At 57.1% G+C, this 19,913-nt stretch carries 18 protein-coding genes; 4 read left to right on the top strand and 14 right to left on the bottom strand.

Going from position 1 to position 19,913, the window contains the following annotated elements:
- Nucleotides 1–3: 3 nt before the first annotated feature.
- Together AC2FJV_RS03895 and mce are read right to left on the bottom strand one after the other, a co-directional pair.
- Nucleotides 4–279: a DUF1467 family protein gene (locus AC2FJV_RS03895; protein WP_496689574.1), complete on the bottom strand. Its 276-nt coding sequence runs from the start codon at nucleotides 277–279 to the stop codon at nucleotides 4–6.
- Between the two features lie 17 nt (nucleotides 280–296).
- A complete protein-coding gene (gene mce / locus AC2FJV_RS03890; protein ID WP_281972677.1) occupies nucleotides 297–701 on the bottom strand; it encodes a methylmalonyl-CoA epimerase in 405 nt (134 codons plus the stop codon).
- A gap of 134 nt (nucleotides 702–835) precedes the next feature.
- Between mce and AC2FJV_RS03885 the strand changes: the two genes are divergently transcribed.
- Complete coding sequence (locus AC2FJV_RS03885; RefSeq protein WP_496712733.1) at nucleotides 836–1,552, top strand: response regulator; 717 nt, start codon at nucleotides 836–838, stop codon at nucleotides 1,550–1,552.
- 194 nt (nucleotides 1,553–1,746) lie between these two features.
- Here the strand turns inward: AC2FJV_RS03885 and aspS are convergent, their stop codons facing one another.
- The 4 genes from aspS to AC2FJV_RS03865 form a co-directional block, all read right to left on the bottom strand.
- The gene (gene aspS / locus AC2FJV_RS03880; RefSeq protein WP_142636592.1) at nucleotides 1,747–3,522 is read right to left on the bottom strand and encodes an aspartate--tRNA ligase; all 1,776 of its coding nucleotides are present in this window, start codon (nucleotides 3,520–3,522) and stop codon (nucleotides 1,747–1,749) included.
- Nucleotides 3,523–3,601: 79 nt separating this feature from the next.
- Nucleotides 3,602–4,273: a CPBP family intramembrane glutamic endopeptidase gene (locus tag AC2FJV_RS03875; RefSeq protein ID WP_496689569.1), complete on the bottom strand. Its 672-nt coding sequence runs from the start codon at nucleotides 4,271–4,273 to the stop codon at nucleotides 3,602–3,604.
- A complete protein-coding gene (locus AC2FJV_RS03870) occupies nucleotides 4,270–4,917 on the bottom strand; it encodes an aminotransferase class IV family protein (RefSeq protein ID WP_496689567.1) in 648 nt (215 codons plus the stop codon). The genes AC2FJV_RS03875 and AC2FJV_RS03870 overlap by 4 nt, the downstream gene beginning before the upstream one ends.
- Nucleotides 4,872–5,999 (bottom strand): aminodeoxychorismate synthase component I, encoded by a 1,128-nt coding sequence (locus tag AC2FJV_RS03865; RefSeq protein WP_496689565.1) that lies wholly within the window; start codon nucleotides 5,997–5,999, stop codon nucleotides 4,872–4,874. Before AC2FJV_RS03865 ends, AC2FJV_RS03870 begins: the two co-directional genes overlap by 46 nt.
- 177 nt (nucleotides 6,000–6,176) lie before the next feature.
- On the opposite strand from AC2FJV_RS03865, the gene carB reads away from it, so the two are divergent.
- Complete coding sequence (carB, locus tag AC2FJV_RS03860) at nucleotides 6,177–9,521, top strand: carbamoyl-phosphate synthase large subunit (protein ID WP_496712731.1); 3,345 nt, start codon at nucleotides 6,177–6,179, stop codon at nucleotides 9,519–9,521.
- A 60-nt stretch (nucleotides 9,522–9,581) separates the two neighbouring features.
- Here carB and AC2FJV_RS03855 read toward each other — a convergent pair whose 3' ends face one another.
- Genes AC2FJV_RS03855 through AC2FJV_RS03845 form a run of 3 tightly spaced genes read right to left on the bottom strand, consistent with a single transcriptional unit; the run spans nucleotide 9,582 to nucleotide 14,145 of the window.
- On the bottom strand, nucleotides 9,582–12,632 hold the full coding sequence (locus tag AC2FJV_RS03855; protein ID WP_496693876.1) for an efflux RND transporter permease subunit: 3,051 nt from the start codon (nucleotides 12,630–12,632) through the stop codon (nucleotides 9,582–9,584).
- Between the two features lie 11 nt (nucleotides 12,633–12,643).
- Nucleotides 12,644–13,681 (bottom strand): efflux RND transporter periplasmic adaptor subunit, encoded by a 1,038-nt coding sequence (locus AC2FJV_RS03850; RefSeq protein WP_281972671.1) that lies wholly within the window; start codon nucleotides 13,679–13,681, stop codon nucleotides 12,644–12,646.
- A complete protein-coding gene (locus tag AC2FJV_RS03845) occupies nucleotides 13,678–14,145 on the bottom strand; it encodes a MarR family winged helix-turn-helix transcriptional regulator (protein ID WP_496708115.1) in 468 nt (155 codons plus the stop codon). The genes AC2FJV_RS03850 and AC2FJV_RS03845 overlap by 4 nt, the downstream gene beginning before the upstream one ends.
- A 166-nt stretch (nucleotides 14,146–14,311) precedes the next feature.
- Here AC2FJV_RS03845 and AC2FJV_RS03840 point away from each other — a divergent pair, with 166 nt between their 5' ends.
- Nucleotides 14,312–15,436 (top strand): beta-ketoacyl-ACP synthase III, encoded by a 1,125-nt coding sequence (locus tag AC2FJV_RS03840; RefSeq protein WP_281972669.1) that lies wholly within the window; start codon nucleotides 14,312–14,314, stop codon nucleotides 15,434–15,436.
- Between the two features lie 220 nt (nucleotides 15,437–15,656).
- Here AC2FJV_RS03840 and AC2FJV_RS03835 read toward each other — a convergent pair whose 3' ends face one another.
- A complete protein-coding gene (locus AC2FJV_RS03835) occupies nucleotides 15,657–16,118 on the bottom strand; it encodes a hypothetical protein (protein WP_142636888.1) in 462 nt (153 codons plus the stop codon).
- A 353-nt stretch (nucleotides 16,119–16,471) separates the two neighbouring features.
- Between AC2FJV_RS03835 and AC2FJV_RS03830 the strand changes: the two genes are divergently transcribed.
- Nucleotides 16,472–17,050 (top strand): thymidine kinase, encoded by a 579-nt coding sequence (locus AC2FJV_RS03830; RefSeq protein ID WP_142636576.1) that lies wholly within the window; start codon nucleotides 16,472–16,474, stop codon nucleotides 17,048–17,050.
- Here AC2FJV_RS03830 and AC2FJV_RS03825 read toward each other — a convergent pair.
- From AC2FJV_RS03825 to AC2FJV_RS03810, 4 genes are read right to left on the bottom strand one after another with little or no spacing between them, the layout of a single operon-like run.
- Nucleotides 17,047–17,997 (bottom strand): 2-hydroxyacid dehydrogenase, encoded by a 951-nt coding sequence (locus AC2FJV_RS03825; RefSeq protein ID WP_496712728.1) that lies wholly within the window; start codon nucleotides 17,995–17,997, stop codon nucleotides 17,047–17,049. The two genes, AC2FJV_RS03830 and AC2FJV_RS03825, sit on opposite strands and share 4 nt — an antisense overlap.
- The gene (locus AC2FJV_RS03820; RefSeq protein ID WP_271949232.1) at nucleotides 17,997–18,335 is read right to left on the bottom strand and encodes a tRNA-binding protein; all 339 of its coding nucleotides are present in this window, start codon (nucleotides 18,333–18,335) and stop codon (nucleotides 17,997–17,999) included. The genes AC2FJV_RS03825 and AC2FJV_RS03820 overlap by 1 nt, the downstream gene beginning before the upstream one ends.
- Entirely contained in the window at nucleotides 18,328–19,143 is an 816-nt protein-coding gene (proC, locus tag AC2FJV_RS03815; RefSeq protein WP_496712726.1) for a pyrroline-5-carboxylate reductase, read from the bottom strand. The genes AC2FJV_RS03820 and proC overlap by 8 nt, the downstream gene beginning before the upstream one ends.
- Before the next feature lie 36 nt (nucleotides 19,144–19,179).
- Nucleotides 19,180–19,680, bottom strand: coding sequence for a type III secretion system chaperone family protein (locus tag AC2FJV_RS03810; protein ID WP_281972666.1), 501 nt, complete (start codon nucleotides 19,678–19,680; stop codon nucleotides 19,180–19,182).
- Between the last annotated feature and the right edge of the window lie 233 nt (nucleotides 19,681–19,913).

Below are 19,913 nucleotides of genomic sequence, written 5' to 3'. Positions count from 1 at the left end.
CGCCTAGTTTCGCGGCTCCATTTGATTTAGCCAATCGAAATCCCGTACCGAAATCACGCCCGAAATAATAATCCCTGCAATGATAGCCCAGAGCATGACCGACACCCCGGTGGTGATCCATAGCTTTTTCTTCATGTGATGCACTTCCGGGGCCCCTGAATGGGTGCCGGGAACGACCTCGCCCAAATCACCCTGGGTCTTGATGCGGATCGGCAGAATCACCAAAAGCGTCATGAACCAGATGACGGCAAACAGAACCAGTCCTGCAGTGATCGTCATGTGTACACCTCCTGTGTTTATACTTGTTCCAACTCGACCAGACAGCCGTTGAAATCTTTGGGATGCAGGAAAAGAACCGGTTTCCCGTGCGCGCCGATCTTGGGTTCACCGCTACCCAGCACCCGGGCGCCGGTTTCTTTCAGGTGATCACGCGCGGCAATGATATCCTCCACCTCATAGCAGACATGATGGATTCCGCCGGCGGGGTTCTTCTCTAGAAAACCGTTGATCGGGCTGTCATCGCCCAAAGGATAAAGCAACTCGATCTTGGTGTTGGGCAATTCAATGAACACCACAGTAACGCCGTGATCAGGTTCATCCTGCGGCGTGCCAACCTTGGCACCTAAAGCGCTGCGGTACTGTTCAGACGCCGCCATAAGATCAGGGACGGCAATGGCAACGTGGTTTAAGCGGCCAATCATGGAACTCTCCTACCTTCTGAGTTGCAGCGGTTATGGGGACAGATCAGGCAAAGGACAAGTGCGCCAAATTGCCGTTAACCCCGTGTTAGCCAGAAGTTCCTAGCGTGAAGCATCTGCTGAATAGGAGTTCTGCCATGGACGATTCGAGCCCCTTCACCGCACCCGCACAGCCAACGGCCACGCGGCCGCTGCTGGGACAAACCATTTTGGTTGTTGAAGACAGCCGCTATGCCTGCGACGCTATCCGGTTAATGTGTTTGCATTCGGGTGCGCGGATCAGGCGGGCCGATTGCCTGAAGTCCGCCCGGCGCCATCTTCAGATCTATCGACCTTCGGTGATCTTGGTGGATATGGGGCTGCCAGATGGCTCTGGTGCTGATCTGATTGCCGAATTGGCCATGACTACGCCCCGGATCGGAGCGATCCTGGGCATGTCAGGCGACGACAATTCAGAAACCCTTGCGACAGAGGTTGGCGCGGACGGGTTTCTTGCCAAACCGCTTAACTCACTGTCCTATTTCCAGTCGTCTATTCTGAATTGTCTACCTGAAGACCGCCGCCCCTGCACACTCCACGCCGTTCAGGATGAGGTGATATGCCCCGATCCTATGGCCTATCAGGACGACATGGCACATATCGCAGATGTTCTGGCCGGACCGAATGACCATCGGTCACTGGACTATGCGGCCCAATTCCTGCGCGGCGTTGCCCGTGATGCGGAAGATACGGTTCTGGCCGAAGCCGCCCAGCAGTTGGCAGCCTCACGCGCCGCAGGTATGCCCATCACTGCTCTGACAGCCCAGGTTGCGGGAATAGTGCAGGCCCGTCTGGAACAGCGCGAGGCTATCTGAAGTGACAACCGCATATCTAATTACCGCATCGCTCCTTTGTCTGTGGGCATACAGACAGACACGCGTCAGCGCGCGTGACATTCGGAACAGCCGCGAGAGGAAAAAGGACCATTTCCTGTAAACCCGCTAACAGCGAATTGGGAATGGGTTGAAAACAGAAAAAACCGCCACAGGCGACTGTGGCGGGTTTTCTATCAGTCCTGAGGGATAATCCGCAGGCCCAACTCCATCAGCTGGTCCGAGGCCGGGTCGGACGGTGCCTGCATCATCAGATCCTCGGCACGCTGGTTCATCGGGAACATCATGACTTCGCGGATATTGGCTTCATCGGCCAAAAGCATCACGATCCGGTCGATACCAGCTGCACAGCCACCGTGCGGCGGGGCGCCATAGTGGAAGGCGTTGAACAGCGCGCCAAAGCGGGATTTCACCTCATCCGCGCCGTAGCCAGCCAGCTCAAAAGCCTTCAGCATGATCTCGGGCTTGTGGTTCCGGATCGCGCCCGAGACCAGCTCGTATCCGTTACAGGCCAGGTCATATTGATAACCGCGCACGTCCAGAGGATTGCCGTTCAGCGCCTCCATCCCGCCCTGCGGCATCGAGAAGGGGTTGTGTTCAAAGTCGATCGCACCGGTTTCTTCGTCTTGCTCATAGATCGGGAAATCGACGATCCAGGCAAAGGCAAAGCGGTCTTTCTCGGTCAGGTTCAGTTCATCACCGATCACATCGCGCGCCCTGCCGGCCACCTTTTCAAAGGCTTTCGGTTTGCCGCCCAGGAAGAACGCAGCGTCTCCGACGCCCAGACCCAACTGCTGGCGGATCGCCTCGGTCCGTTCAGGGCCAATGTTTTTGGCCAGTGGACCAGCGGCCTCCATCCCTTCACCCTGATCGCGCCAGAAGATATAGCCCATACCGGGCAGACCCTCTTTCTGGGCAAAGGCGTTCATGCGATCGCAGAATTTGCGGCTGCCGCCTGTGGGCGCTGGTATGGCGCGAATTTCGGTGCCATCCTGCTCCAACAGCTTCGCGAAAATCGCGAAGCCAGACCCGCGGAAGTGGTCGGAGACCACTTGCATTTTAATAGGATTCCGCAGGTCGGGCTTGTCGCTGCCATACCACAGGGCCGCGTCCTTGTAGGAAATCTGCGGCCAGTCCTGATCGACTTTACGGCCGCCGCCGAACTCTTCGAACACGCCGGTCAGAACGGGCTGAATCGTGTCGAATACGTCTTGCTGCTCAACAAACGACATCTCAAGGTCAAGCTGGTAGAAATCGGTGGGTGAGCGGTCGGCACGCGGATCTTCGTCGCGGAAACAGGGCGCAATCTGGAAATACTTGTCGAAGCCCGACACCATGATCAGCTGTTTGAACTGCTGTGGGGCCTGCGGCAGCGCGTAGAACTTGCCCGGGTGCAAACGCGACGGCACAAGGAAGTCACGCGCGCCTTCAGGCGACGATGCGGTGATAATCGGCGTCTGATACTCGCGGAAGCCCTGATCCCACATCCGGCGGCGCATCGAGGCAACAACGTCCGAGCGCAAGGTCATATTCTGCTGCATCACTTCGCGGCGCAGGTCCAGATAGCGATAGCGCAGGCGCGTTTCCTCAGGGTATTCCTGATCGCCGAACACCATCAGCGGCAGCTCGTCAGCGGCGCCCAGTACTTCCAACTCGCGCACGTAAACTTCGATCTCGCCCGTGGGCAATTTCGCGTTCACCAGATCGGCGGCGCGCGCTTTGACTGTGCCATCGATACGGATACACCATTCCGAGCGGACTTTTTCCAGTTCGGCGAATGCCGCGCTGTCGCCGTCGCACAAAACCTGTGTGACGCCGAAATGATCGCGAAGGTCGATGAATAGAACGCCGCCGTGATCTCGGACCCGATGCACCCAGCCAGACAGGCGAACGGTTTCACCGACATTGGCGGCGGTCAGAGCGGCGCAGGTGTGGCTGCGATAGGCGTGCATGGATCATATCCCTTCGGGCGCAGAATTGGTCGGGCCGATACACCGCGTCAGACTGGGAAAGTCAAGGCAAGTCGCACCGTCAAAACGGCCTTTGCACGTTGCCTGAGTAGAAATAGATGCCCAGACCCACCGCAAAGATGATGTTCCCCGCGATGGCATGCAGCAGAACCGCATAGAAAAACGATCCGCGTTTGCGATAGGCCCAGGTGAACAGCAACCCTCCGGCAAATGTCATCAGAGCTACGATCCAGCTCCAATACATCAAATGCGCAAGCGAGAAGAGCGATGCATTCAGCAGATAAGCTGTGCGTCCATTGGGCAGGATCGCGTGGTAACGACGAAAGAACAGCGACCGGAACAGCAGCTCTTGCGGCAGGGCGGAAACGAATGGGTAAAACACCCAAATCATCGCCAGCAGCTCGGGTTGGTTGTGCAACAGGAAAAAGGCAGCTTCGGGACGGGTCAGTCGTACTAGCGCAACACAAAACAGTGTCATTCCCACAGCAAAGCCGGCGACTTCGGGCCAGGACCAGTTGCGCCAGTTATATCGCAATTCAGCCCAAGCAAATCCGTGCGTGAAATGCAACAACACGATCCCGATGGCCGTAAAGGTAAACAGCGATGGAAACATCCAGTTTGGCGGGAAAAGTACGGCGATCAGCACAGGTATGGCGACGAAGAACAAACCGAATTCCAGTCGCAACCAACGGGAAGATGCTGCGGCTTCAGCCCAATCGGTTTGCCTGTTCACAGTACCGCCAATTCTGCCCAGATCAGGCCTCGCAAGGAATTGCCCATCCAGAACCTTTCCGCGCTTTGCAGGTTGGTCATGGTCAGCACCGCCTCGCTGACTTTATTATTTTCCAGCAAGTCTTCGCGCAAGATCCCGGGAAGCAAACCGGAGGACAAGGGCGGCGTCAGGCAACGACCATCGGGCATGCCCAGAAAGATGTTAGTGATGGTGCCCTCGCACACTTCGTCACGCTCATTCAGAAACAGCCACTCATCTACGCCCTCGGGCAGTGCCGCCCGGGCCCGGTCATAAACATCGCGCTGCGTCGTCTTGTGCTGCAACCAGATATCAGAGGCGGCAAGCCTCGTATTGGAAACTGCGACCCGCCAGACGGACGGGTTATCCGCCAGTGCACCAGTTGTCACGCCAAACCCGCCACTGATGTCCATCGTCAATCGACAGCGCAACGAGATTGAACCCGCAACTTGGTCAAGCGTTGCAATCGCGCGCCCTGCATCGAAAGGAAGCCCCAATGCCCGTGCCGAACGCTCCATCCGGGCCAGATGTTTTCCAACACGCACAAACCCGCTCTCTGGCCGGAATGCCAGCGTTTCGATCAGACGGAAGTCAGGGTCAGCTGGTGGGCGAAACGTGCCTTCCATAGCGCTTCCTCATATTCGGATGGGGCAGTGCTGTCCCAAACGACGCCCCCACCCACATTCAGCGTGGCCTTGTTGCCGTCGACCATCAGCGTGCGAATAGCCACGTTGAACTCGGATCGCCCGTCTGGCGCGGCCCAACCGATAGCACCACAATAGATATCGCGTGGCCAGGGTTCGAGATCGGTCAAGATCTCCATCGCGCGAATTTTGGGCGCGCCTGTGATCGAGCCGCAGGGAAATAACGCGTTTAGGATATCGGAAAGTTCTGCCCCAAGATGCAGCTGTGCCTGCACCAGCGAGATCATCTGATGCACGGTTGCATATGTTTCGACCTTGAACAGCTCGGGCACCTTCACCGACCCCGGCAAAGCGACGCGGCTGATATCATTGCGCAGAAGGTCGACGATCATGAGGTTTTCGGCGCGGTTCTTGTCGTCAACCGACAGGAAATCGCGGCGGCGCGCATCCTCGGCCATGTCTTCGCTGCGCGGCTGCGTGCCCTTCATCGGGCGGGTTTCGATCATCCGATCAGCATCGGTGCGAAAGAACAGCTCGGGCGAACGGCTGAGCAGATCGGGCAGACCATCCTGCAGCACCAACGCCCCGTGACCAACGGGCTGGCCTGCTGCCAGTGCGGCATAAAGCGCGGCGCTGTCGCCTTGGACCGTCAGATCAATGGGGAACGTCAGGTTGGCCTGATAGATATCCCCGGCCCCGATCGCATCGTGGACCAGCTGAAAGGCGCGTGCATATCTTGCCTCGTCCCAGCGCGGTGTGAATTCGGCAACACCGCCTAGGGGTGCGGGCAGATCGGCCTGGCCTGGCGCATCATAGGCGCCGAAACACAGCAGTGGCAGGCGGCGGTCAGTAGGCATCCGGACCAACAGGCGGGGTTCCAACGCATATCCAAGCTCATAGCTTGCATAACCGGCCAGCCAGGCCCCATCCGCGCGTGCCTCATCCAGCGCCGCCAAAGCCTGTGGCACGTCTTCCGCTTTGTCTGCGCGGATCACCCGGTCTGGCCGTTCGAAATAAGTTCCCGATCCGGCCGGCCCCTGATCAAAACGAATACGCACGTGCATCCTCATTTGTCGTGCTGCGCGGTATAGACAATACGGCGGTAAGGGAAAGAGGGGAAAGCGGCAATTTCGCCCCTGTTTCCGATACCTCTTGAACCTTTTGGCGCGGTCCCTATAACGCAGAACAATTTGGGCACGCGGGCGGTGCCCTGACTCGCAGTTAACCGAAGGAAACAGGCTATGCCGAGAAGAACCGACATCCAGTCGATCATGATCATCGGGGCGGGCCCCATTGTCATCGGTCAGGCCTGCGAATTCGACTATTCAGGCGCACAGGCCTGTAAAGCCCTGCGCGAAGAAGGATACCGGGTCATTCTGGTAAACTCAAACCCGGCGACAATCATGACCGATCCCGGTCTGGCTGATGCCACTTATATCGAGCCGATCACGCCCGAAGTTGTCGCCAAGATCATCGAGAAGGAACGCCCCGACGCCTTGTTGCCCACAATGGGTGGGCAGACCGGACTGAACACCTCACTTGCACTGGAAGAGATGGGCGTACTGGACGAGTTCGGTGTCGAGATGATCGGTGCGACCCGCGACGCCATCGAAATGGCCGAAGACCGCAAACTATTCCGCGAAGCGATGGATCGGCTGGGCATCGAAAACCCCAAGGCCACCATCGTTACCGCCCCCAAGCGCGACGACGGCTCCACCGATCTTGATGCTGGCGTCCAGATTGCCTTGGGCGATCTGGAAGACATCGGCCTGCCTGCCATCATTCGCCCCGCCTTTACCATGGGCGGCACCGGCGGCGGTGTGGCTTATAACCGCGAGGATTATATTCACTTCTGCCGCTCGGGCATGGATGCCTCGCCGGTAAACCAAATCCTCGTCGATGAGAGCCTGCTGGGTTGGAAAGAGTATGAGATGGAGGTGGTACGCGACACGGCCGACAACGCCATCATCGTCTGTTCCATTGAGAATATCGATCCGATGGGTGTGCATACCGGCGACTCGATCACTGTGGCCCCTGCCCTGACACTGACCGACAAAGAATACCAGATCATGCGCAACGGCTCCATCGCCGTTCTGCGCGAGATTGGGGTCGAGACTGGCGGTTCGAACGTACAATGGGCGATCAACCCCGAAGACGGCCGAATGGTCGTGATCGAGATGAACCCCCGCGTGTCGCGTTCGTCCGCGCTGGCGTCCAAGGCGACCGGGTTCCCGATTGCGAAGATCGCGGCCAAACTGGCTGTTGGCTATACGCTGGACGAACTGGACAATGACATCACCAAGGTCACGCCCGCCTCCTTCGAGCCAACCATCGACTATGTCGTGACAAAAATTCCGAAATTTGCGTTCGAAAAGTTCCCCGGCTCTGAACCTTACCTGACCACGGCGATGAAATCGGTGGGTGAGGCCATGTCCATTGGCCGCACGATCCACGAATCGATGCAAAAGGCGCTGGCCTCGATGGAATCCGGCCTGACTGGCTTTGATGAAGTGGAAATCCCCGGCCTGAACGTTGGTGTCTGGGACGAGGTCAGTGACAAAGTCGCGGTGATCAAAGCGATCAGCAAGCAAACCCCCGACCGTCTGCGCACCATCGCGCAGGCCATGCGTCATGGTTTGACCGATGAGGAGATTTTTGGGGTCACCAAATTTGACCCATGGTTCCTGGCCCGCATCCGCGAGATCATCGAGGCCGAGCGTCAGTTGCGCAAAGACGGCCTGCCGGTGACCGAAGAAGGCATCCGCAGGCTGAAAATGCTTGGCTTTACCGATGCGCGCTTGGGCAACCTGACAGGCCGTGACGAAGGCAATGTACGCCGCGCCCGCCGCAATCTGGGTGTTAACGCAGTGTTCAAACGCATCGACACTTGCGCTGCCGAGTTTGAGGCGCAGACGCCCTATATGTACTCGACCTACGAAGCCCCTATGATGGGTGATGTTGAGTGCGAGGCACGCCCGAGCGATCGCAAAAAGGTCGTCATCCTTGGCGGCGGCCCGAACCGGATCGGTCAGGGGATCGAGTTTGACTATTGCTGCTGTCACGCCTGTTTCGCACTGACTGAAGCGGGCTATGAAACTATCATGATAAACTGCAACCCCGAGACCGTGTCGACCGACTACGACACCTCGGATCGGTTGTATTTCGAGCCTCTGACCTTCGAGCACGTGATGGAAATCCTGACGAAGGAACAAGAAAACGGCACGTTGCACGGAGTAATCGTGCAGTTCGGCGGTCAGACCCCGCTGAAACTGGCAAATGCGCTGGAAGAGGAAGGCATCCCGATCCTCGGCACCACGCCGGACGCCATCGATCTGGCCGAAGACCGTGAACGCTTCCAGGCGCTAGTCAACGATCTGGGCCTGAAACAGCCCAATAACGGCATTGCCTCGACCGACGAGCAGGCGCTGAAAATCGCCGAGGATATCGGCTTTCCGCTAGTGATCCGCCCGTCCTATGTACTGGGTGGCCGCGCGATGGAAATCGTGCGCGATATGGACCAGCTGCGGCGCTATATCAACGAGGCCGTGGTGGTCTCGGGCGACAGCCCCGTGCTGCTGGACAGCTATTTGGCGGGCGCGGTTGAACTGGATGTCGACGCCCTGTGCGACGGCACGGACGTACATGTCGCAGGCATCATGCAGCATATCGAAGAGGCTGGCGTGCATTCGGGCGATAGCGCCTGTTCGCTGCCGCCCTACTCGCTGTCGAAAGAGGTGATTAGCCGGATCAAGGATCAGACTTTCAAGCTGGCCAAGGCGTTGAACGTTGTCGGCCTGATGAATGTACAATTTGCGATCAAGGATGACGATATCTACCTGATCGAAGTCAACCCGCGCGCCTCACGCACCGTGCCATTTGTGGCCAAAGCCACGGACAGCGCCATTGCCTCCATCGCCGCGCGTGTGATGGCCGGCGAGAAGCTCGCGGATTTCCCGTTGCGCCCGGCTTACAAGACCGTGGACGACACCAAGATCGCCGACCAGATGACACTGGCAGACCCGGATATGCCGTGGTTCTCGGTGAAAGAGGCGGTGCTGCCCTTCGCCCGGTTCCCCGGCGTCGACACTATTCTGGGGCCTGAGATGCGCTCGACCGGAGAAGTCATGGGCTGGGACCGCGACTTCCCCCGCGCCTTCCTCAAAGCACAGATGGGTGCGGGAATGGTGCTGCCATCCTCGGGACGTGCGTTTATTTCGATCAAGGATGCCGACAAGACGCCTGCCATGCTTGAGGCCGCACAGGTTCTGGCCGCACAGGGCTTTGCCCTTGTCGCCACCCGCGGAACGCAAAGCTGGCTGGCCGAGCACGGTATTGCCTGTGATCTGGTCAACAAGGTCTACGAAGGTCGCCCCGACGTGGCTGACATGCTTAAAGATGGTCAGGTACAGTTGGTGATGAATACCACCGAAGGTGCACAGGCGGTCGAGGACAGCAAGGCCATCCGGTCCATCGCGCTCTATGACAAGATCCCATATTTCACCACCGCCGCCGCCAGCCACGCTGCCGCGTTGGCGATAAAGGCGCAGGCCGAAGGTGATGTCGAGGTCAGGTCCCTGCAAGGCTGACCTTCTCCCACTACACCAGAATAAAGCAAAACCCCCGGTCCAAGACCGGGGGTTTTTCATTTAGACAACCGGCTGCGGTGGTTTCTTGCGCCGTTCCTCCGGCAGGAAGAACACCATGTAGAACACGGGGGCCGCCACCATGGTAAGGACCGTGGCAAAGGCCAGACCACCCATGATGGTCACCGCCATCGACCTGAAGAACGCATCCGTCAACAACGGAGCCATACCCAAAATCGTCGTGATTGCGGCCAGCATCACCGGGCGCAAACGCGAGACCGAAGCCTCGATGATCGATTCACGCAGCCCCTGCCCGGTTGCACGTACCAAATCGATCTCTTCGACCAAAACGATACCATTCTTGATCAGCATCCCTGATAGGCTAAGCAGTCCCAGTAGCGCCGTAAATGTGAACGGCAGACCCGTGCCCAGCAGACCGATCACCACTCCGTTTACCGACATCGGTACCAACAGCCAGATAATGATCGGCTGACGAATGGCGTTGAATATCAGCACCGAAATCAGAACCATGATCAACAGGCTCAACGGCAACTGACGACCCAGGCTTTTATTTGCATCGCCAGCATTCTCGAACTCTCCACCCCATTCCAGTCGATAGCCCGCTGGCAGCTCCATGCTTTCGATGGCTGTGCGGACTTCGGAATGAACCTGCGCAGCTGTCAAATCCGGCGGGATGTCGGCCCCTACCGTAATGGTCAGCACACGATCCCGGCGATGAACCAGCGTATTGAGTGCCTTATATTCGAACCTGTCGACCATCTGCTCGATCGGCACGAATTTCTGCGACTGGTCCGAGAATACAACCTGATCCACGATCGAATAATCCCCGTCCACCGGGCGGCGCAAGATGATCGGAATCAGGCGGTCGCGTTCGCGGAACACACCACCAGTGATCCCATCGGTCGAGAATTGCAGAGTCGCCGCGATATCTTCGCGCGACACCCCTGCGGTCTGCGCCCGTTCGGTCGCATAAATTGGCTGGACAGCCAGCCCTTGTTCGCGCCAGTCGTGATAGACGTTCAGCGCATTGGGCGAGGCCGCGCGCATCGTCTGCACAGCCTCATTCGCAAGTTGCCGAAGCACCGCCGGATCGCTTCCCGAGAAACGGGCCTGAATTGGATCACCGCCGCCAGGACCAAAGACCAGCCGCTTGGTGCGGAACTTGCCTTCGGGGAACTGCGCCGAGCCAAACGCCTCGAGATCCGCCCGCAAAGCCGGAATGTCATCCAAGGTTTCCGTCCGGATGATCATGTGACCGTAGCTGGGGTTCGGTTTTTCCGAAGAGTAGGTCAACAAAAAACGAGTTGCTCCTTGCCCAACAAATGTCGTGACAGATACCACATCGTCCCGATCCGCCAGCCAGTTTTCGAAAACAGCCATATCCTCGGCGGTGCGCGCAATGGGTGTGCCCTGCGGCAGGTTGTAATGCACGAAAAACAGCGGCGTATTCGAGTCTGGAAAGAACTGTTGTTTGACCAAACCAAATCCTGCGAAACAGACCACGGTAATGCCCACCAGCATTGCAATCACCATCCAACGGAACCGCAGCGCCCAGTTTAGGATCGCGCCATAAACACGGAACATGATCCCGCCATAGGCATCAATTTCACCTTCTTTGCCCTGCTTGAAGAAATAGTGCCCAAGCATCGGAGTCACCGTCAGCGCCAGGGTCCAGCTCAGCAGCAGCGATATCCCGATAACAGCAAATAGCGAAAACAAGAACTCGCCCGTCGCATCAGGGCTAAGACCAATCCCGGCAAAAGCCATGATGCCAATCACCGTTGCTCCCAACAGCGGGATTTGCGTTTTGGCCGCAGCCTCATCCGCCGCATCGCGCGAATTCTTGCCGCGCAGCATTGCAATCTGCATTCCTTCGGCCACCACAATGGCGTTGTCCACCAACATACCCATCGCGATGATCAAAGCGCCCAACGAAATTCGTTCCATTTCGATCGAGAACAATGCCATGAACAACAACGTGCCAACCACGGTCAGCAACAGAGTTGTTCCCACAACCACAGCCGCGCGCCAACCCATGAACAGGGCCAAAACCGCAACAACAATAGAGACCGACAGCGCGAGGTTCACCAGAAAGTCGTTCGATGCCTGCTCAACAACGACGTGCTGCTGGTAAATCGGCAGGATTTCGACACCATAGGGGATCTGAGAATCCAACTCGGCAAATTTCGCGTCAGCACGCTTGCCGACCTCAACGATATTATCAGTCGAAAGCCCAGCGATACCCAGAGTGAAGGCTTCGGTCCCGTTGAACCTGATGATTAAATTAGGATCGGTTAGGCGACCACGATGTACATTCGACATATCGAACAGGTTGATAACCTGGCCCTGCGATCCTACAGAAAGGCCAGCAATGGCGGAAACCGTATCGGACCCTTCGGCGGTTAATATCGCGGTCCGGCCATCTTCTGATCGCAATGACCCCGACGAGTTTACCGAGTCCGCATTTGTAATCGCGTCGGTAAGCGCCTGCAGAGGCACGTTCTGGTTCACCGAAATAGACAGGTCGGGTTCGATAAAGATCGCCTCTTGCGGCAGGCCCATCACCTCGACATCCGCGACACCGTCAACCGTCAGTAGTTCGCGCCGAAGAAATGTGGAAAGCTCATGTTTTTCAGCGTCCGAGAAGCCCTCGGCCGTGACCGCATAAAACAAGCCAAACACATCGCCAAACCCGTCATTGACCAGCGGATCACCCACCCCCGATGGCAGCTCCCGTGAGGCGTCACGGACCTTGGCGCGCAATTTGGTCCAGATCTCCGGCAGCTCGGTCCCATCATAGGCTGAGTTAATCTCGACCTCGATCAGCGAAAAACCAGGCTGGTTCATTGATGTGATTGTCTTGACCTCGCCCATCTGCTGGATGACGGATTCCAGTGGCTCTGAAACCTCCAGCGCCACTTGTTCAGCCGTTGCCCCCGGATACTGGGTAGCGATGACGGCGTTTTTGATTGTGAAGGCTGGATCTTCCAGACGGCCAAGCGACAGAAATCCCCAGATGCCGCCGAACAAGGCGATCAGGATGACCAGCCATGTATAGATAGGGCGATCAATGGATGCGCGTGCGATGTTCATCAATCCGCCCCTTAGTTGGCAAGACCGGTAAAGCGGCGCACCACCTGACCGTCAATCAAAACGTCGCCGCCGGCGACAACGATTTCTTCCCCGTCACTTAGGCCGTCCAGTACGTTGACATCACCGGTTTCCGTGGGCTCGATGGTAACGGGGACGCGGCGCAGTGTCCCTTGGTCAGCCCCAGTCGGAGAAAACACCATTACGCCCAGCGCCCCTTCGACATCGGCCACAATGGCTGTAGGCGGAACAAAGATCCCCCGTTTCTGGTCCTTGACCCGAACAGTCACAGTAGCCGACGAACCAGGCAGAATTTGCAGCCCTTCAGGCGGTGTCAGGCCAAATTGGATGCGGAAGGTTTGACCGACACTTGAAGATTCGGCGTCGAATTCGCGGATCTGAAGCGGGAAGACTTCGTCGCTCACCGGAAATTTCGCGGTGATGGTGATGTCATCCTGCTGGCCCGACCGTTGAAACAAAATTTCGGGTACGTCGACCTCAATCCGAAGTTCGGACATATCATGGATGCGCACGATCGGGGTACCTGCGGAAACAGTGGTAAAGGCCTCGACCGCCCGGCTGGACACCAGCGCGTTAAACGGTGCCGTCAATGTCGCCTGTTCCAGGTCGTATAGCGCGTCACGCACAGCGATATCAGCCAGTTGCGCCGCAGTCTCAGAGTCGTCCACAGCCACTTGGCTGGCCGCAGTTCCCCGCAGCCGAGACAGGCGGGCCAGGGTCCGATCCGCCTGATCTTTCTGCAGAACGGCACGATCATAGCGGCGCTGGAACGGCTCGCGATCCAGCTCGGCGATCAGCTCACCCTTGGGGATGACAAATCCTTCAGCCACTGGCATTTCAATGATCTGTCCAGCCACCTGAAAGGCCAGATCAACCGTTTGCCGCGCAGCGACGCGACCAAAGAACTGACGTGTGAACCCAGGTGTGGTTTCCTTTACCACCATCAGCTTTACCGGCTTGGCAGCTTCTTCAGCCATGATTGAGCTGGAGAGAATGGTCAGGGCCACGCCCAAAGCAGAGATCAGTTTCATTTCTTCAGTCCCTCGGGAATTCCAGTTTTCAGTATGTTTTCCCGGATCTTCCGGGCCAGTCTTGCGAATTCTGCCGTTTCATCTTTGGTCAGTCCGGACGCGCGCTGAAACAGGGCGCCCGCTTGGGCCACAAGCATCTGGCGTGTTTCTGTGCCTTTTTCGGTCAAAACCAAAAGCCATGCCCGGCGGTCCTCAGGGTCGCGTTCGCGCCTCAGATAGCCCGCTTTTTCCAAGGCATCGGCGGTCGACGTGATTGTCGAAGGAACTGACAGCATGTCAGCCGCTAAAACGCCCATGCGCCTGGGCTGATCCAATTTGATCACCATATGGCATTCCTGATGGCTCAGCTCTATTTCGATGGCATCGAAGCTCTCCTCGAGCTTCCAATAGAGCGCATACACACCCATCATCGCCTGCATCTCGGGGCTTAAGCGATGCAACAGAGTGTTATGATCATGGGCCATGGGATGATTCCTTGCAGAATTTGACGCGTATATACTTCGAAAAACGAACTATTCAAGAACTGAAGCTCAATTTCCAACCAAGCTTAACATTCCCTCGGGTCAATCTCTCTTGAACAATACCAATCATAACGGCATTTTAGGTGAATCCAGAAATCCAGGACCCAACATGTATACGCCAGCAATCACCGGCTCGGGTGTTTTCACGCCAGATAATGTCATTACGAATGCCGAGCTCGTTTCGGCCTTCAATGCATATGCCGACAAGATGAACACCCAGAACGCAGAGGCGATTGCCGCTGGTGACGTTGAACCGATGCAGCATTCGTCTGAAGAGTTCATTCTGAAGGCCTCCGGAATCGAAAACCGCTATGTGATGGACAAAGCGGGCGTTCTGGATCCCGACGTGATGCACCCGCTGTTTCGTCAGCGCTCTGACGATGAACCTGGCATCATGACCGAAATGGCCGTTGACGCCTGCAAGAAAGCGCTGGCACAGGCAGGGCGCAACGGGGACGATGTTGATCTGGTAATCTGCGCGGCTTCGAACCATGAACGGGCTTATCCTGCAATCGCGATTGAGATCCAGCAGGCGCTGGGATGCAAAGGCTTCGGATTCGATATGAACGTTGCCTGTTCTTCGGCCACGTTCGGCATTCAGGCGGCGGCGGATATGGTCAGGTCCGGTTCGGTCAAATGTGCGCTTGTGGTAAACCCCGAGATTTGCACGGGCCACCTGGAATGGCGTGACCGAGATTGCCACTTTATTTTTGGTGACGTGGCAACGGCCACCGTGATCGAACGGATCGAGGATGCGACCGGACCGCATTTCGAGATTTTGTCGACCAGCTGCGCCACGGATTTTTCCAACAACATCCGAAACAATAATGGCTTCCTGCGTCGCACTCGGCCAGAGGGATTGACCGACCGCCGCGACATGCAGTTCATGCAAAACGGCCGTAAAGTGTTCAAAGAGGTTCTTCCAATGGTCAGCAAGCACATTGCCGACCATATGGACGCCGAAGGTATCAGCAACGCCGATCTCAAACGTCTTTGGCTACATCAAGCGAACAAAACGATGAATGATTTCATCGGTAAAAAAGTCATGGGCCGCGAACCCGCCCCCGGAGAGCAGCCAAACATCCTGCAAGACTATGCGAACACGTCCTCGGCAGGGTCGATCATCGCATTTTCGAAATACTCGGACGATTTCACCGATGGCGAGATCGGCCTTATCTGTTCCTTCGGAGCAGGGTATTCCGTGGGTTCGGTAATCGTGAAACGCCACGGTTAAGACAACACTCCGCGCAACCACAAATTCGTACAAGAAAGCCGGGCTTATTCGACCCTGCTTGGTTGTTTGATCCTTGTTTCAGCACTGGCATCACCCCGTCCGGCGGCAAGCGGCAAAAGCCCCAGCATGCGAGCGTTCAGATCGGGTCAAGTTTGACCTAGCATGTCATGAGTATCGGTACGCACACCAAACTGGATCAAGACACGCAACTTCCCTTGCCTCAGCTCACGCTTTCTTCTTCAAGGTGCAGCTTCATCTCGATCAGAACATGCTGCAGCAGGCTGGTTTCCTTCAACAGGCGTTTGGCCTCGTTGACCGTGATGATACCGTCTTCGATAGCTGACTGATATTCGGTCATAAGCATGGCAAAGCGTTGGCTCAACGCGATGACATCCGAATTCACACCTCCGGTGCGAGGAGCGTCCGTGTTGCGGCCATCATATGACAGCGTAATGTTCTTGAGGTCGGCCAACGCCGACGTCACATGCGGAAAGTTGGCCACCGCTTCAAGGCGTGCAACCGCATCAACCGGCATGAACCGATCAGCATGCTCTGCATTATCTGAATAATATCGGCCAAGCGTGGCTTTGGATTTACCCGTGATCTCGCACGCGGACTCAATTCCAACGTCCTTGACCAACGCTTCGGTGTGCTTTTTGAGATAGGCCCCGATATCTGCCATGTTTTTACCTTTGCTACCTGCCTTCCCCACTACATCTGCCATTGCGGGGGAAAGGGAAATGAAATTTCCCATACCTGATTCATAATTGAAATGCGATATGTTGGCTATCCCTCAGATATGCGAGGGTTTTGTGAGTGAGTGGCGGCAATAATGCCGGTAGCGAGTGATAGCGGGGCACATATTAGCCCCGCTTCGTTTAGGCCGCTTATAGGCCGAAGGCGTCGCTGTTGTGAGTGCAGGGGCTCCATCCCCAAAGAGCGTGAGCTCATCCCCTAACTGGACAACGGCGGCGTCGCTCATTTCGCCACATGAGATGGCTTGCCCAGGCGGGGCTGGCGAATTAGACCCGAGCCATGGCAAAACTTTACTTCAACTACTCGACTATGAACGCGGGCAAATCGACCGTGTTGCTGCAGGCCTCGCATAATTATCGCGAGCGCGGCATGGATACTTACCTGATGACGGCTGCATTGGATGGGCGCGCCGGTGCTGGGAAAATTGCCTCGCGGATTGGGATATCATCCGAGGCTGATACTTTTGACACCGATGATGATGTTTTCGCCATGATCGAAGCCCGTCTGGCGCAAGGCAAAATTGCATGTGTCTTTATCGACGAAGCCCAGTTCCTGACCGAAGATCAGGTCTGGCAACTGGCCCGCGCCGTAGATGACCTGAACGTGCCGGTGCTGGCTTATGGGTTGCGGGTCGATTTTCAGGGCCGGCTGTTTCCCGGATCGGCCGCCTTGCTGGCGCTGGCGGATGAGATGCGTGAGGTTCGCACGATCTGCGAATGCGGCCGCAAGGCAACAATGGTGATTCGTCAGGACGAGAATGGAAATCCCATCACCCAAGGTGCTCAGGTCCAAATTGGTGGCAACGAAACCTATGTCTCGCTGTGCCGCAGGCATTGGCGCGAGGCCGTGGGCACCTAAACCGGATTCGGCAGCGGGCGCCCCTGAACAAAGGCCGCAACATTATCTAGCGCCATGTGCCCCATAGCGCTGCGGACCTCCTCAGTCGCGGTACCCAGGTGGGGCAACAGGGTCACGTTCTGCAAATCTATCAGAGCTTGCGGCACTGCGGGTTCGAATTCGTAGACATCCAGACCCGCACCCGCGATTTGCTTTTCTTGCAACGCCGAAATCAGGGCCGATTCATCCAATACCTCTCCCCGAGAAATATTGATCAGGATGGCAGCAGCGTTCATCGCCTGCAGCACCTGCGCATTGATCAGATGCCGGGTTTCGGCACCGCCCGGCACAGCCAGGATCAGGAAATCGACACCGGCAGCCAAAGCTTTGAGGTCTGAGACATAATCCGCCGGAAACTCTAACTCCTTTGGACTGCGCGATTGATAGGCGACGTGCATACCAAACCCATAGTGGCAACGTCGCGCGATGGCTTGCCCAATGCGCCCCATGCCCACAATGCCGACCCGTTTGCCGGTCACGTGATGGCCCAACATCTGTGTCGGGTGCCAGCCCTGCCAAAGGTTTGAACGTACCAGCCGTTCGCCTTCTCCGGCGCGGCGGGCCGTGGACAGCAGCAATGTCATGGCAATATCGGCAGTCGCATCTGTGACAGCGCCCGGCGTATTGGTCACCGCGATTCCGGCCTGACGGGCCGCCTCCACATCTATGTGATTATACCCAACCCCAAAGTTTGCCAGCAGTTTGCACCGCGGTTCCGGCACCTCAGCAAAGATCTGGGCAGAAAACAGGTCGCCCAAGGTCGGCACCACCACATCGAATTCGGACAGCGCATGCCCCATTTCCTTGAGTGACATCGGCAAGGTTTCACTGCGCATCTCTGCGTCAAACTCTGCGCGTGCACGTGCTGCGACAGTGGCGGTCATCGGTCGGGCAATGAACACACGCATCAGTGCATCCGCCCACCGGTTGGAACCTTGCCATCCGGCCCGATCAGGACGATCTCACCAGTCTCATCGGGCAATCCTAAAACAAGCACTTCGGACAGGAACTTGCCGATCTGGCGCGGAGGGAAATTTACCACCGCCATCACCTGCTTGCCCACCAATGAGGCGGGATCATAATGCGCAGTGATCTGGGCCGAGGTTTTCCGCTCGCCGATATCTCGTCCAAAATCGATCCACATCTTGATCGCTGGCTTGCGCGCTTCGGGGAAGGGCTCGGCGCGGATAACCTCGCCGACGCGAATGTCGACCTTGAGAAAATCGTCGAATGTAATTTCACTCACGAGACAGCTCCTTGGACCGATCAGTTGCGGCTTTAACAGCGCGGTGCAGCAGGTCGGGAAAACCGAATTCGTCGTGCATCAGGACCTCAAGCGCGGCCTGCGTGGTTCCATTAGGCGAAGTGACATTGACGCGCAGTTGCGAAGGGTCCTCGTCAGACGCCATGGCCAAGGCCCCTGCCCCGGCGACCGTGGACTTGGCCAGCCTCATCGCCAAATCATGTGGCAGGCCCTGAGCCTGACCCGCAGCAGCGAGCGTTTCTATAAGGTGGAATACATAGGCAGGGCCGGACCCGCTCAGCCCGGTAACGGCATCAATCTGCGCCTCATCCTGCAATCTGACCGTCTCACCGACCGCAGATAGCAGGTTTTCGGCTAGGGCCAGATCCGCATCCGAAACAGCAGAATTTCCAATCAACGCCGTGATTCCCTGTCGGATCGCCGTCGGGGTGTTCGGCATGGCACGCACGATTGGTGTTTTCTGGCCCAACACCTCTTCGAATGTTGAGATCGAGGTGCCCGCCGCCACCGACACGAACAAGCTGCGCCCACCGCCCAGGGCTGTAATTGCGGGCAGTGCATCGCCCATCATCTGTGGCTTTACCGCGACCAGCACTACCGCAGGCGCTTCGGGTAGCGGGGTATTGATGTTGACGCCCGACGATTTCAGCCAATCCGACGGGAAAGGATCAATCACCCAGACTGACGAGGCAGGAAGGCCATGCTCTAACCACCCGGCAAGCATGGCCGATCCCATCTTTCCGCATCCCAAAAGCACCAGCCCCTGTTCGGCGACGCGTGACATGTCCATGATTGCCCCTCCGCTTATTTGGCTCGGGGCAAAGCTTTACGCGCGGCCGTAGGCCTCTGCAATGGCGACTTGCATCGCGTCTTCCGGGGTACGGTTGCCCCATGTGACCAGTTGGATCGCGGGATAATAACGCTCGGCGCTCAGGACCGCTGCAGTGATCATCGTATCAATCTGTTCCGGGCTGGCCATCTGACCACCCGCAAGAACCAGACCGTAGCGGTAAACCATCAGCTTCTGATTGGCCCAGTATGTGAAGGCCCCGGCCCAGCACTGATCGTTCATCTTGTTCAGCAGTTCATAAAGCTCGGCCTCGCGCGCCTCAGGTGGCTCCATCTCGAACGAGCACACCATACGCAGCGTTTCGTCATAATTCGACCAGGCTAGCGTAATCGAGTAGGTGCGCCACTGTCCTTCGACAGCCATTGCGATCTGATCATCCCCGATCCGATCAAAGTCCCAATCGTGATGTTCGGCAAGATGTTCAACAATGTCGATCGGATGAAGGTCTTCTTCAAGAAACTGCTCGGAAAGGGCCATAATGCCACCTCACTAATTTCTAGCATTTCGGGGCTGGCAGCGCCCCAGCGCTAGTTGCCTGCTCTACAAGCCGGGCTTCCCCCATAGGCCTGTACTAAATATGGTGCGCTGTGGGTGGTGGCCTGACAACCCCCATTTTTGGGGATAACAGCAATAAGTTGTGGATAGCTGGCAACGGGGATCAAAATATTGGCATCAGATGCAGCTTTGTCTTGATTAATTCCCGCAAGACG

It is taken from the genome of Ruegeria sp. CDSA241 (assembly GCF_059611265.1).
Note: the sequence above shows the minus strand (reverse complement) of the source record. Positions and strands in the feature narration are given on the sequence as shown.